The organism is Sphingomonas sp. (assembly GCF_036387595.1).
GTDB lineage: Bacteria > Pseudomonadota > Alphaproteobacteria > Sphingomonadales > Sphingomonadaceae > Sphingomonas.
Genome location: NZ_DASVTL010000100.1, coordinates 1 through 13,039, shown reverse-complemented (window position 1 = coordinate 13,039; position 13,039 = coordinate 1). Strand labels below are relative to the sequence as shown.

Sequence of the window (13,039 nt, the reverse complement as noted above, 5' to 3'; positions counted from 1 at the left end):
AGGCCACCTTCGCCTTGAAGGCCGGGCTGTGGTTCCGGCGTGTTCGCTTCGTCATCTGATCTCCTGTTCGGCAGCCATGCTGGCCGCCTTCAGGCAGAAACTCCACTTACCAGCCTGTGCAGATTTGCCGAGCCACCTCTGTCTGAGATGGTCCCGCCTTCTTGGACAGTTTGGCGGCTGAGCTAAGCTATACCCCGGTTGGTTTACGCCGCCATTCTGGTGAACGCCATATCCGGGGCATGCCCCGGATATGGCGTTGCGCCTGTCTGCCCATAGACCTCGTCCGGCGTTCGGCCGCCGAAGCGAGAGTGGGGCCGGTGCCCGTTGTAATAGTTGATCCACCGGCCGAGCCCAGCACGCAGCTCGAAGCCGGTCTCGAAGGCGTTCAGGTAGACGCACTCGTACTTCAGCGACCGCCAGAGCCGCTCGATGAACACGTTGTCCATCCAGCGGCCACGGCCGTCCATGCTGATCCGCACCTCGGCACCGAGCAGCACGTCGGTGAAGTCATTACTGCTGAACTGGCTTCCCTGGTCCGTGTTGAAGATCTCCGGCCTGCCGAACCGCGCCAGCGCTTCCTTCAAAGCCTCGACGCAGAACTCCGCATCCATCGTGTTCGACAGCCGCCAAGCCAGCACCTTGCGCGATGCCCGATCCATGATGGCGACCAGGTAGAGGAAGCCCCGCCGCATCGGCAGGTAGGTAATGTCGGCACACCAGACGTGGTTCGCCTTCGTGATCTCCAGGTCGCGCAGCAGGTACGGGTAGATCCGATGCTCCGGGTGCGGGTCGCTGGTCCGCGGGCGCTGGTAGATGGGCGACAGCCCCATCTTCGCCATCAGGCGTCGTACCCGCCGTCGTCCGACCCTATGCCCGAGCCGCTGAAGGTGCCGGGCCATTTGCCGGCTGCCATACCACGGGTGATCCAGGAACGAGGCGTCGATCACCGCCATCAGCGCCAGCGTCTCGGCCGTCTCCGCCACCGGTGCATAGTAGAAGGACGACCGGCTGATCGACACCAGCCGGCACTGCGCCACGATCGACAGGCTGGCATGTCCGCGTTCGATCATCTGCCGACGCCGCTCGACGCTCATCGCGCGAACCCCTTCGACAAAAAATCCCGTTCCACCACCAACTGCCCGATCTTCGCGTGCAGCTTCTCGATCTCGGTGTCGCCAGCGGCCTTGCTCGCCTCGCTCGCGACCGAGAACGTCGCCGCCATGCCCTCTGTCGCCTGGCGCTTCCATGTCGCGATCATCGTTGGATGAATGCCGTGCCTGGCTGCCAACTCCGCCAGCGTCAGATCACCCCGGATCGCCTCCAGCGCGACCTTGGCCTTGAAATCGCCCGTATACCGCTTCCGCGTCGTCTTCATTTCCGTCCATCCCTCACGTCCGGGATAGCTTAGCCTCCTGTCCAAATTTCCGGCACCACCTCAGTCAGACCATTCTGATCTGGACCGACGTAGCGGTTGTTTAGCGCGGCTCCAGCTATGGCTGGCAAACAAATTTCGGCCACTGCTCCGCTACGAGCGCGCGCCGGCCAACTGCAATCTGGTGCTACAATGCGTGCTACAATCCGCTGCTGCAGCGATGTTACTAGGTGTTTGATGAAGCAGCATTTTCTAAGGTTGGCTGGGGCGGCAGGGTTCGAACCTGCGAATGGCGGCATCAAAAGCCGCTGCCTTACCACTTGGCGACGCCCCAACGCGTGGTCGGGCGCTTATAGCGGGCGCGCCGGCGGTGGGAAGCCCCTGCCGGTCCGCGCCGTCACGCCAGCCGGTGCAGCCACCCGTGCGGATCGGGCGCGCGCCCGCGCTGGATCGCGGTCAGCTGATCCAGAAAGCGCTGGGTCGTCTGGCCGGTGCCTCCACTGCCGATGGTGAAGGCATAATCCGGCCCCGCCACCTGGCCGATCGGGGTCACCACCGCCGCGGTGCCGCAGGCGAAACTTTCGACCAGGCGGCCGCTGGCGGCATCGGCCCGCCAGTCCGCAATGGCATAAGGCGCCTCCTCGACGCGCAACCCCTGCGCGCGCGCAAGCGTCAGGATCGAATCGCGGGTGATGCCGGGGAGGATCGTGCCAGTCAGCGGCGGCGTGCGCAGCGTACCGTCGTCGAACACGAAGAAGATGTTCATGCCGCCCAATTCCTCGATCCAGCGGCGCTCGACCGCGTCGAGAAACACCACCTGATCGCAGCCGCGGCGGATCGCATCGGCCTGTGCGACCAGGCTGGTCGCATAATTGCCGCCACATTTGGCGGCGCCGGTCCCTCCCGGCGCGGCACGCGTATAATCGTGGCTGACCCAGAGCGAGATCGCGCGCGCACCGCCCTTCCAATAGGAACCAGCCGACGAGGCGAGCACCATGTAGAGATATTCCGCCGCCGGCTTGACGCCCAGGAACACCTCGCTCGCGATCATGAACGGGCGCAGATAGAGCGAACCGCCCTCCTGGTCCGGAATCCAGTCGGCATCCGCCTTCACCAGCGCTTCGAGCGATTCGACGAACAGGTCTTGCGGAAGTTCGGGCATCGCCAGCCGCTGCGCCGAGGACTGGAACCTGGCCGCATTCGCCTCCGGGCGGAACAGCGCGATGCCGCCGTCGTCGAGCCGATACGCCTTTAGCCCCTCGAAGATCTCCTGCGCATAATGAAGCACCGACGACGCCGGGTCCATGGTCAGCGGTGCGCGCGCGTGGACCTTGGGATCGTGCCAGCCTTGCGCGTCCGACCAGTGGATCGTCGCCATGTGGTCGGTGAAGACGCGCCCGAACCCCGGATCGATCAATCGCTCGGCACGGGCCGCGGTAGCGACCGGCGCGGCATTGGGCTCGAAGCGGAACGCGGCAGTCGGCATCGGCTCTTCTCGCAAGGGCGCTGGCGGGCAGATTCTCGCAAGCGATGGGTTGCGGCCGGGTAGGACCGATGGCTAGACGGGTCAACATGGCCGCCACAGCATCGTCCGCGTCGCCGCTGTTCCTTCGCGAGCCCGAATTGCGGCGCGGCCTGGAACTGCTTTACTTCGGCAACAGCCATATCACCCGCGCGATCGACCGCGGGCTGGCCGAACAGGGGCTCGGCCGCGCGCACCACCGCGCGCTCTATTTCGTCGCCCGCAAGCCCGGCCTGACCGTCAGCGAATTGCTGGCGCTGCTGGCGATCACCAAACAGTCGCTGGGCCGCGTGCTGGGCGAGCTGATCGAGCGCGAACTGGTCGAGGTCCGCCCCGGCGACCGCGACCGCCGACAACGGCTGCTGCGGCTGACCCCTGCGGGCGCGGCGCTGGAAGCCGAACTCTTCGATGCGCTGCGCGAGCGGTTGTCGGCGGCGTACGCGCGCGCAGGCCAGGCCGCGGTCGGCGGCTTCTGGGCAGTGCTCGAAGGGCTGATCCCCGAAGACGAGCGGGAGCGGATCGCGGCACTGACCGGGCTTTAACCCGCCAGCACCTCGACCAGCGCCTTGACCTTGGCCTGCCGCCATTGCGGCAGTGGCGCGACCAGCCAATAGCCCGCGCGCGATGGCATTGCTTCGCCCAACGCCACTACCCGGCCCGCCGCGATGTCGCGTTCGGCGAGCATCTGCGGCACCGTGGCCCGGCCCAGTCCCGCCGCGGCCGCGTCGATCGCCAGTCCCGCGTCGGCGACCCGGATATGCGCTTCGGCGCCGTCCCAGCCGATCACCGTGTCCGGCGCGCCCGCGACCGCGACGGTGACCATGCCGTCGGATTCGATCGCCTCGCCTTCATGCTCGCCCGGTCCGTCGCCCCAGCGGATCGCGAGGTCCAGATTGGCCTGGGCGAAGTCCAGCCCGTCGGCATCGGCGGCGAGCAGGACGAAGCGGACTTCGGGATCCGTCGCGGCAAACGCGGCCAGGCGGGGAAGAAGCCACTTCTCGGTCAGATCGCGTGGCGCCGCGATGGTCAGCGATTTGGACGATTGCCCGGCCTGCATCGCACGCACCGCATCCTCGAACTGCAGGAATCCGTCGCGCAACGGGATCAACCCCGCCTCCGCCTCGGGCGTCAGTTCCAGCCCGCGCGTCGTGCGGCGGAACAGCACGACCCCCAGCGTATCCTCCAACGCCCTAATCTGCTGCCCGACCGCGGCGGGGGTGACCGCCAGTTCGTCGGCAGCGCGGGTGAACGACAAATGCCGCGCCGCTGCATCGAGCACCCGCAAGCCGTTGAGGGGAAGATGCGTGCGCTTCACTGGAGAACTGCAGGCGCGATCAGCATGAAGCGCGGGATGACGACGTCGAAGCTGGTGCCATCCGCCGCGGCCATCCGGTAATTGCCCTGCATCGCGCCCGTCGGCGTCGAGAGCGGGCAACCGGAGACGTAATCGTAGCTGCTGCCCGGTGCGATCATCGGCTGCTCGCCGACCACGCCCTCGCCCTCCACCGTATGGCGCGCGCCGCGGCCGTCGATGATGATCCAGTGCCGGGTGAGCAATTGCACCGCCGCCTCGCCGCCGTTCTCGATGCGGATGTGATAGGCCCAGAACCAGCGGCCGCGCTCCGGCTCGGACTGTTCGGCCAGATAGCTGACCGCAACGCGCACGGTAACGCCCTGGGTGGTCTCGCTATAGGGAAAGAGCGCCTTCACAGGCCCGCCGCGGCGAGCGCCTGGTCGAGGTCGTCGATCACGTCCTGCGGGTCTTCCAGCCCGATGTTGAGGCGCAGCATCCCCTCGCCGATGCCCATCTCGCGGCGCTTCTCCTCGGCGACGCTCGCATGGGTGGTGGAGGCCGGGTGCGTCATCAGCGAGCGCGAATCGCCGATGTTGTTTGAAATGTCGATCAGCGCCAGCGCATCGAGCAACGCATGCGCCTGCGCGCGTCCGCCATCCACCTCCAGCGCGAAGATCGGCCCGCCCGCGTCCATCTGCGCGACCGCGAGATCGTGCTGCGGATGGCTGGGCAGGAACGGGCACAGCACCCGCGGGACGCGCCCCTCCAGGAACGTCGCGACCTTCAGCGCATTCTCCGACTGGCGACGGATGCGCAGGTCGAGCGTCTCCAGCCCCTTCATCACCACCCAAGCGTTGAACGGCGACAGCGTCGGCCCGGTGTTGCGCGTGAACGGCAGCAGCGTGTTGTCGATGAAATCCTTGGTCCCGCACACCGCTCCCGCCAGCACGCGGCCCTGACCGTCCATCATCTTGGTCGCCGAATAAGCGGTGACATCGGCGCCGAACTCCATCGGCCGTTGCAGGGCGGGCGTCGCGAAGGCGTTGTCCACGACGGTGGTGATGCCGCGTTCGCGTGCGATGTCGCACACCGCCTTCAGATCGACGACGTCCATCGTTGGGTTGGCCGGAGTTTCGAAGAAGAACACCTTGGTCTCGGGCCGCACCGCGTCCAGGAACGCCTGCGGATCGCGCGCATCGACCACCGTCGTGGCGATGCCGAACCTGGGCAGCAAGGTATCGGTCAGCCAGCGGCACGAACCGAACGCCGCCCGCCCGCCGACGAGGTGATCGCCGGTCTGCAACTGGCACAGCAGCACCGCGGTCATCGCCGCCATGCCGGTCGCCATCGAACGACACGCCTCGGCACCCTCCAGCAGTGCGATCCGCTCCTCCAGCATCTCGACGGTCGGGTTCTGGAGCCGGCTGTAGGTCATCCCCACCTGCTCGCCCGCAAAGCGCGCCGCGGCATCGCCCGCGCAGTCATAGGCATAGCCCGACGTCAGGAACAACGCCTCCGACGTCTCGCCATATTCGCTGCGCGCGGTGCCGCCGCGGATCGCCTTGGTCGCGGGGCGCCAAGTCTGCGTGATGCTGCGGTCCTGCCCGGTCTTGCGCTTCATGCCCGTCGCTTTGCCGGGAAGGCGGGCTTGCCGCAAGAGCGCGGGCGTTGCAGGCACGGCCGATGATGCGCCGCCTGTCCCGCCCCATCGCCGCCGCGCTCGCGATTGGCGCAGTGGCGCAGGCGCTGTTCTCCTGGGCGCTGACGACCCCGCACATCCTGGTGTTCGACGAGATCCACTACGTCCCCGCCTCCCGCACGCTGGCCGCGCTGTCGGGGCCCGCGAATATCGAACATCCCCTGCTCGGCAAGGCGATCATCGCGGCCGGCATCGCGCTGTTCGGCGACAATCCGCTCGGCTGGCGGGCCTTCTCCACTGTCGCGGCGACCGCGGTGGTGCTCGGCGTCTTCGCGATTCTCTGGCAGACGTTTCGATCGACCCGTACGGCGGCAATCGGCGCGCTGCTGACGCTCGCGAACTTTACGGTATTTGTCCAGGCGCGGATCGCGATGCTGGACGGGTTCATGGCGGCCTTCGTCGTGCTGGCGGTCGCGGCGATGCTGTGGGCGGCGCGCGGCCGCGGCCGCGCGGTCGCGTGGCGATGGCTGCTGGGCGCGGTACTGCTGGGGTGCGCGTGCGGCACCAAATGGACCGCGGTTCCTTACCTGGGCTATGCCGCGCTCGCCTTCGTCTTCGTCAAGCACCGCTGGCCGCTAGCGTGGTCGGGGTTGGGCTGGATCAGGGCCTGGGCGATGCTGGGATGCGGCGCGACGGCGGCGTATCTCGCCACCTTCGCACCCGCCTTCTTCTATGCGCAGGACGCGCTGACCTGGCGCACGCTGCTGCCGTTTCAGGCGGAAATGTACGCCCGCCAGACCCAGGTGCTGCCGGTCCATGCCTATCAGTCGCCTTGGTGGACGTGGGCGCTCGACATCCGGCCGATCTGGTATCTCTACGAACCCGTCGACGGCGTGCAGCGCGGCGTGCTGATGCTCGGCAATCCGATGGTGTTATGGGGCGGGCTGATCGCGGTCGCCGCCTGCCTCTGGGCGGGGGGACGTGCGCGCGACGCGAGGCTCGCCGCGATCGCCCTGCTGTGGATCGGCAGCTATGCGGTGTGGGCGATCATCCCGAAATCGCTCGGCTTCTTCTATTATTACTACCTGCCCAGTATCTGGCTCGGCATCGTCATCGCCGCCGCCTTCCACCGCTACGGCCACGGCCGGCTGCGCTACTGGGATGAAATCTTCGTGCTGCTGGCGGTCGGGCTGTTCGCCTGGTTCCATCCGATTCTCTCGGCGTCCGCCTTGTCCGGGGCGTCGGCGTTCCAGCGCTGGATGTGGTTTTCGACCTGGGCGTGAATCAGCTGAGCGCCACCAGCCATGCCTCGACAGCCTCCAGCGTCGCGAAGGTTTCGTGCGGCGCGCGGATGGTGTCGGCGAAGACCGCCTCGACGAACCACCGGCCCGCCAGTTCGCCGTGCATCTCGCCCAGGCACGACAGCACCATCGTCAGCCGGTCGTCGCGCAGCACCAGCATCGCGTCCTGATCGCCGTGCCCGGCATCGAGCACCACGGGCCGGAAGGCGACGTGCGACATCAAGCCGCCTCGTGCAGATAGATCGGATCGAAATCGGCGACCCGACGCATCCGTGCCCAGTCCAGGATGTCGACGCGCCGCTTGTCGCGCGCGATGATCCCGTCATCGCTCAGCGCGTGCAGCATGCGGTTGACGTGGACGGGGGTGAGGCCCGTGGCGTCCGCGATATGCTCCTGCGACATCGGCAGTTCGAATCGCTCGGGCGATCCCAGGCCTGCCGCCTCGCGCCGAACCGCGAACTCGCAAAGCATGTGCGCGACCCGGGACTTGGCATCGCGCCGGCCGACGTTAAGCACCCATTCGCGAAAAACCGAAGCGTCGATCAGCGAGTCCTTCCACAATGCTTCGGCAATCGCGGGCCGATCGCGCGATACCTTGCGCAGCGCTTCGGACGGCACGACCGCCCATGTCGCCTCGGTAATTGTCTGCACATTGTGATCGGCCCCCGGAAACAGCAGATGCTGCACGTCCAGAATGTCGCCCGGCAGATGAAACGACACGATCTGCCGCCCCCCGTCACTGGTGGTCTTGTGGCGGCAGGCATAGCCCGACAGCAGGATGCAGCAGTTCGAAACCTGATCGCGCTCGCGCACGATATAATGGCTAGCCCTCCCACGTCCGAGCGTGAACGACAGGGCGGCGATCGCCTCACGATCCGCATCATCCAGGCGGGTAAGGCGTTGCAGCTTGCGGATCACGGATCCGAAGGTGTCGGGCCTTTCAGCCGGCATTATTTACTCCCGTTTTATCGCGGCTTGACTAGAGCGCGGCTATAAAGCGCGCACGGACAAAGTATTTGATCCAAATCTAGTCATCGGCAGCGTTCCCGCCAAGTAGCCCGCGTGAGTCAGCGTGCACCCACGAACGGCGCGGCAATCTCCGGACGCACCCTCAACAACCGCCCGCTCGCCCGGTCGAGCAGCGCCCAGGTCGTCACCGCCGCCACCTTCACGCGCGCATCGGTCCCCACGAAGCGCACATGCCGGTCGAAACGCGCGCCCTTGGGCGGATCGGGCACCCAGGTCTCCCCGGTCACGCTCTCGCCGACGCCCACGTTGCCGCGATAGTCGATCTCGTGCCGGGTCACGACCCAGACATGCGCGGCGACATGCTCGGCAGGCGCGACCGCCTCCCAATGCGCGACCGCAATGTCCTGAATCCACCGCACCCACACCGCATTGTTGACGTGGCCGAGCTCGTCGATGTCGGCTGGTGCGGCGGTGAAGGTGCGGGTGAACACGTCAGCCCTCGACACCCATCTGCCACAGCACGAAGGCGTGCTCTTCGGCCGCTTCACGCAGCGATTCGAATCTTCCCGATTTGCCGCCATGCCCCGCCCCCATGTTGGTCTTGAGCAGCAGCACATTGTTGTCGGTCTTCGTCGCGCGCAGCTTGGCCGCCCACTTTGCCGGCTCCCAATACGTCACCCGCGGATCGTTCAGACCGCCGCTGATGAACATCGGCGGATAGGCTTGGCGCCGCACATTGTCGTAAGGCGAATAGGAGCGGATCAGCGCGAAGGCGGCGGCGTCCTCGACCGGGTTGCCCCATTCGGGCCATTCGCCCGGCGTCAGCGGCAGATCGGCGTCGAGCATCGTGTTGAGCACGTCGACGAACGGCACGTCCGCGATCACCGCGCCCCATAACTCGGGATCGGAATTGACCACCGCCCCCATCAGCTCGCCTCCCGCCGATCGCCCCGCGATCGCGATTTTTCCCGCGCTGGTCCAGCCGTCCGCGATCAGCCCGCGCGCGACATCGACGAAATCGTTGAAAGTGTTCTCGCGCTTCTCCAGCTTGCCGTCGAGATACCATTGCTGGCCCAGGTCGTCGCCGCCGCGGATATGCGCGATGGCATAGGCGAAGCCGCGATCGAGCAGGCTCAGCCGTCCGGTCGAAAATCCCGGCGGGATGGCATGGCCGTAGGCGCCATAGGCATAGAGGAACAACGGCCCGCCCCGCACATGGTCCGCCGGATAGACGATCGACACCGGCACGTCCGTCCCGTCGCGCGCGGCCATCTTCAGCCGCTCGGTGCGATACTTGGCCGCGTCATAGCCTGACGGAATTTCCTGCACCTTGAGAACGGTCAGTCCGCCGGTCGCGACGTCGTAATCGTACACCGTTCCCGGCGTCACCATCGATTCATAGCCGATACGCAGCACGTCCATGTCGTATTCGGGATTGTCGCCGAAGCCCGCGGCATAAGTCGCTTCCGGAAAGTCGATCCGCTGCGCCACATTAGGGGCGTCGTAGCGGTGGATCGCCAGCCGATCGAGTCCGTCCTCGCGTCCCTCGACCACGAAGAACTTCGCGTAGCACTCGACCCCGGTCATGTAGAAATGCGGTGAAGGCGCGATCAGCTCCTGCCACGCATCCGGCGCGTCGATCGGGGCGGTGCACAGGCGGAATTGCGGGTCGATGTCGTTGGTGTGGATGAACAGCGTGCCGTCATGCTCGTCCACGTCATATTCGCGCCCCACACGGCGCGGGCTGACCACGATCGGCTCGGCGGTCGGGTCGTTCGCGGGCACCAGCCGTACTTCGCTGGTCACATGATCGCCGGTCGAGATCACGATCCAGTTGCGCGCGCTGGTTTCCCCCAGCCCGACCCGAAATCCCTCGTCCGCCTCGTGATACAGCAGGATGTCGTCGGCCACCGGCGTACCCAGCCGGTGCAGCCGCGCATTGTCGGTGCGCCACTGGTCGTTGGCCAGGCCATAGAGGAACGCGCTGTCGTCCGCAGTCCAGACGATTTCCGACAGCATGCCCGGGATGACCTCGGGCAGATGCTCACCGGTCTCCAGATCCTTGATGCGGACCTCGAACCGCTCCGCGCCCGAATCGTCTATCGCATAAGCGAGCAGGCGAGCGTTGTTGCTGATGGAAAAGGCGCCCAGCCGGAAATATTCCTTGCCCTCCGCCAGCGCGGGTTCGTCAAGCAACAGCTCGTCCGCGCCGCCCGCCGCCGGCCCTTCGGCTCCGCTCAGGATAGGCTTGCGCCACCATTTGCGATACTGGCCGCCAGTCTCATACGCGGTCCAGTAGAGCCAGTCGCCGTCCTTTTGCGGCACCGAGGATTCGTCCTCCTTGATCCGCGCCTTCATCTCATCATAAAGCCGGTCGACGAGCGGCTTGTGCGGCGCCATCACCTCTTCGAAATAGGCGTTTTCGGCTTCGAGATACGCCAGGACGTCCGGATCATCGACCTCCGGATAATTCGGATCCTTCAGCCAGGCATAGGGATCGTCGATCGCGATGCCGTGCGTGGTGAAACTGTGCGCGCGCGTCTGCGCGACGGGGGGCGTAAGGTCGGTCATGCCCGGCGTCATAGCGCAGCACGCACCCAAGTCGATCCGCGTCGGAAGCTGTTTGGAAACTCGCCAGACCATAATGACATCAGTTTCACCCACCCGTTCGTCCTGAGTAGCCGTCGAGTAGCTGCGGAGCAGCGTATCGAGAGGGCGTATCGAAGGACAGGTGACTCGCGTACCAACGGTGCTTCGATACGAGTCCTCGATACGCCGCTTGCGCGGCTACTCGGCCTCTACTCAGCACGAACGGGTAAAGGTGACGTCATCATGATCTAAGGAGCGAGTTCGGAGGCGGTTCCGGTGCCCAGCATCGTTGGAACGGCTGCGGACGGCAGAAGCGCGAAACGCGGCGCAGCGTGTTCTCAAACGGACGCTCAGAAGCCGATCCGGAAACAGGCGGCGTGCCTGACCGGTGCGGCGCCCGCCACATCGACCACCAAGGCCCGGTCGGTCTGCTCGAAGCGCAAAGCGCGCTTGGTGCCGAGCAGCCGGACGCTGCGCACCGGCCGCCGTTCGTGGCCCGCGACCCTGCCTAACGCGCCGATCGCCACCGGGCCGGCCGGCACGCCCAGCGCGATGGCGTACAGCGCGTCGCCCTTCGTGGTGAAGCGGATGTCCTGCGGCGTATAGGCCGCGTTCTCCTTGAACGCGCCCTCGGCCGTGCGGGTCGGCCCTTCGCCGAAGACCGTCCACGGGCGGGTGCCGTGGATCGCCTCGCGGTTGATCGCCATCCAGGCCGCCATTTCGCTCAGGAAGGTCCGGCATTCGGGCGGCAGGCTGCCGTCGGCATATTGCACGACGTTGATGAGCAGATTGCCGTTCTTGCTGACCACATCGGCCAGCATCGCGACGATCTCGGTCGTCGTCTTGTATTTGAAACCGTCGCTGTAGAACCAGTCGCCGATCGACGTGTCGGTCTGCCACGGCAGCGGGTTGATGCCGCTCATCACGCCGCGCTCGACATCCTCGACCCCGGCTTCCTTGTAGAACTCCCCGGTGCCAAGATCCTTATAGGCATAGACCGCCTCCAGCGACCCGCCGTGCTTCGCGCGGTTCTGATTATAGAAATGCGCCAGCATCGTCCGCCCGACGATCTCGAACGGGATGCCGCCATCGGTATAGAGGTAATCGGGCTGATAGCTGTCGATCAGGTCGCGGACGCGATTGTACCATTGCCGGTGCCACGCCGGATTCTTGGCATACCAGGATCGTCCCCAGCGGAACGGTTCGTCGTGCGCCGGATGATAGAGGTCGGCGAACCGCGGGTCGGCGCCGTCATAGGAAACGCCGCCCAATGGCCACACCTGGTCGTACAAATGGCTGGCCGAAAACCAGCTGTAGCTCGGCCCCAGATGCTCGGACACGCCGAAGCGCAGGCCGCGTTTGAGCGCCGCCTTGCGCCAGTCGCCGACGATGTCGCGCTTCGGCCCCATCGCCACCGAATTCCAGCGATGATGCTTGGAATTCCACAGATCGAAATTGTCGTGATGCACCCCCATGCTCACGAAATACTTCGCGCCCGCCGCGTCGTAGAGTGCCATCAAGGCATCGGGATCGAACTTCTCGGCCTTCCAGAGTGGAATGATGTCCTTGTAGCCGTGCTTCGTCGGGTGGCCATAGGTCTTGAGGTGATGTTCGTAATGGGGATGGCCATAGATATACATGTGCCGCGCATACCAATCCCCCTGCCGCGGCACCGCCTGCGGCCCCCAATGCGACCAGATGCCGAACTTGGCATCGCGAAACCATTCGGGCGTCTGATAGGTCTTGAGCGAAGCGGGAGTGGGCATGAACGGCCCGGACGCCATCGGCAGATCGCGCACCGCCTTGTCCGCCTGCGCGGGTGCAGCCTCGCCGCGCGCGGCATAGGGCAACGCCAAGGCCCCGAGAAGCGACGCACCCAGTAGCGAACGCTTGTCCTGATCCACCATCCATCCGCTCCCATTACTCCGACAAGATGGAAGCTAACGGTTCTTCGGGGCAGGTCAATCGTCCAGCTTCGCTCCATCAAGCAGTGCGCTACGCCGCACCTCCTCCTCCGCCTCGGCCGCCCGCGCAGCCTTCGTCCGCCCGAACCTGGCCCGGTTCGCCCCGGCCTCGCGCTCCTTCACCGCACGCACCCGCGCCTTGCGCGCAAGCCTCAGGTTGATGACGTCGCCCATTCTCTCTGTCCTACCGGCGGGCGATTCGTCACGATGCGCCAGCCATGATACAATGTTACTCGAACGCACCGATCTTAGAGGTGGCTCGGTTCATCTGCACAGCTCGGCGCGATTGCTAAGTGGAGCGTCCGCCGGTTTCATGCCGCTGCGAGAAGCGGCCGGTTGAAGTAGACGTGATCGGGTGTCCTGCGGTCAAGCGACGAGTGCGGGCGTCG

13 protein-coding genes and 1 tRNA gene are annotated in these 13,039 nt (G+C 65.9%); 2 read left to right on the top strand and 12 right to left on the bottom strand.

The features are described from left to right. Positions 1-203: 203 nt before the first annotated feature. The 3 genes from VF643_RS11920 to VF643_RS11910 form a co-directional block, all read right to left on the bottom strand. Positions 204-1,375, bottom strand: a protein-coding gene (locus tag VF643_RS11920; protein WP_331043613.1) for an IS3 family transposase whose coding sequence is annotated in 2 segments (ribosomal slippage) — positions 204-1,120 and positions 1,120-1,375 — 1,173 coding nt in all. Because the reading frame shifts where the segments join, the coding sequence is not laid out codon by codon here. A 256-nt stretch (positions 1,376-1,631) separates the two neighbouring features. Further along, positions 1,632-1,706, bottom strand: a tRNA-Gln gene (locus VF643_RS11915). Positions 1,707-1,769: 63 nt separating this feature from the next. Then, on the bottom strand, positions 1,770-2,858 hold the full coding sequence (locus VF643_RS11910) for a branched-chain amino acid aminotransferase (RefSeq protein ID WP_331043612.1): 1,089 nt from the start codon (positions 2,856-2,858) through the stop codon (positions 1,770-1,772). Positions 2,859-2,926: 68 nt separating this feature from the next. Between VF643_RS11910 and VF643_RS11905 the strand changes: the two genes are divergently transcribed. Continuing rightward, positions 2,927-3,436, top strand: a complete 510-nt coding sequence (locus VF643_RS11905) for a helix-turn-helix domain-containing protein (RefSeq protein ID WP_331043611.1) — start codon at positions 2,927-2,929, stop codon at positions 3,434-3,436. Here VF643_RS11905 and VF643_RS11900 read toward each other — a convergent pair. From VF643_RS11900 to VF643_RS11890, 3 genes are read right to left on the bottom strand one after another with little or no spacing between them, the layout of a single operon-like run. Beyond that, positions 3,433-4,209, bottom strand: a complete 777-nt coding sequence (locus tag VF643_RS11900; RefSeq protein ID WP_331043610.1) for a LysR family transcriptional regulator — start codon at positions 4,207-4,209, stop codon at positions 3,433-3,435. The two genes, VF643_RS11905 and VF643_RS11900, sit on opposite strands and share 4 nt — an antisense overlap. Next, positions 4,206-4,604, bottom strand: a complete 399-nt coding sequence (gene apaG / locus VF643_RS11895) for a Co2+/Mg2+ efflux protein ApaG (RefSeq protein ID WP_331043609.1) — start codon at positions 4,602-4,604, stop codon at positions 4,206-4,208. Before apaG ends, VF643_RS11900 begins: the two co-directional genes overlap by 4 nt. Further along, complete coding sequence (locus VF643_RS11890; protein WP_331043608.1) at positions 4,601-5,809, bottom strand: trans-sulfuration enzyme family protein; 1,209 nt, start codon at positions 5,807-5,809, stop codon at positions 4,601-4,603. Before VF643_RS11890 ends, apaG begins: the two co-directional genes overlap by 4 nt. 62 nt (positions 5,810-5,871) lie before the next feature. Between VF643_RS11890 and VF643_RS11885 the strand changes: the two genes are divergently transcribed. Further along, positions 5,872-7,110: a phospholipid carrier-dependent glycosyltransferase gene (locus VF643_RS11885; protein WP_331043607.1), complete on the top strand. Its 1,239-nt coding sequence runs from the start codon at positions 5,872-5,874 to the stop codon at positions 7,108-7,110. Position 7,111: 1 nt separating this feature from the next. On the opposite strand, the gene VF643_RS11880 is transcribed toward VF643_RS11885, so the two are convergent. From VF643_RS11880 to VF643_RS11855, 6 genes are all read right to left on the bottom strand, one after another. Then, complete coding sequence (locus VF643_RS11880; protein WP_331043606.1) at positions 7,112-7,348, bottom strand: hypothetical protein; 237 nt, start codon at positions 7,346-7,348, stop codon at positions 7,112-7,114. After that, positions 7,348-8,079 carry a Crp/Fnr family transcriptional regulator gene (locus VF643_RS11875; RefSeq protein WP_331043605.1) on the bottom strand — a complete coding sequence of 244 codons (732 nt, stop codon included), beginning with the start codon at positions 8,077-8,079 and terminating at the stop codon, positions 7,348-7,350. The genes VF643_RS11880 and VF643_RS11875 overlap by 1 nt, the downstream gene beginning before the upstream one ends. Before the next feature lie 116 nt (positions 8,080-8,195). Beyond that, positions 8,196-8,588, bottom strand: coding sequence for an acyl-CoA thioesterase (locus VF643_RS11870; protein ID WP_331043604.1), 393 nt, complete (start codon positions 8,586-8,588; stop codon positions 8,196-8,198). A 1-nt stretch (position 8,589) separates the two neighbouring features. Further along, complete coding sequence (locus VF643_RS11865) at positions 8,590-10,668, bottom strand: S9 family peptidase (RefSeq protein WP_331043603.1); 2,079 nt, start codon at positions 10,666-10,668, stop codon at positions 8,590-8,592. Positions 10,669-11,036: 368 nt separating this feature from the next. Next, a complete protein-coding gene (locus tag VF643_RS11860) occupies positions 11,037-12,593 on the bottom strand; it encodes an alpha-L-fucosidase (RefSeq protein WP_331043602.1) in 1,557 nt (518 codons plus the stop codon). A 54-nt stretch (positions 12,594-12,647) separates the two neighbouring features. Further along, on the bottom strand, positions 12,648-12,824 hold the full coding sequence (locus VF643_RS11855; RefSeq protein ID WP_331043601.1) for a DUF4169 family protein: 177 nt from the start codon (positions 12,822-12,824) through the stop codon (positions 12,648-12,650). Positions 12,825-13,039 lie beyond the last annotated feature (215 nt).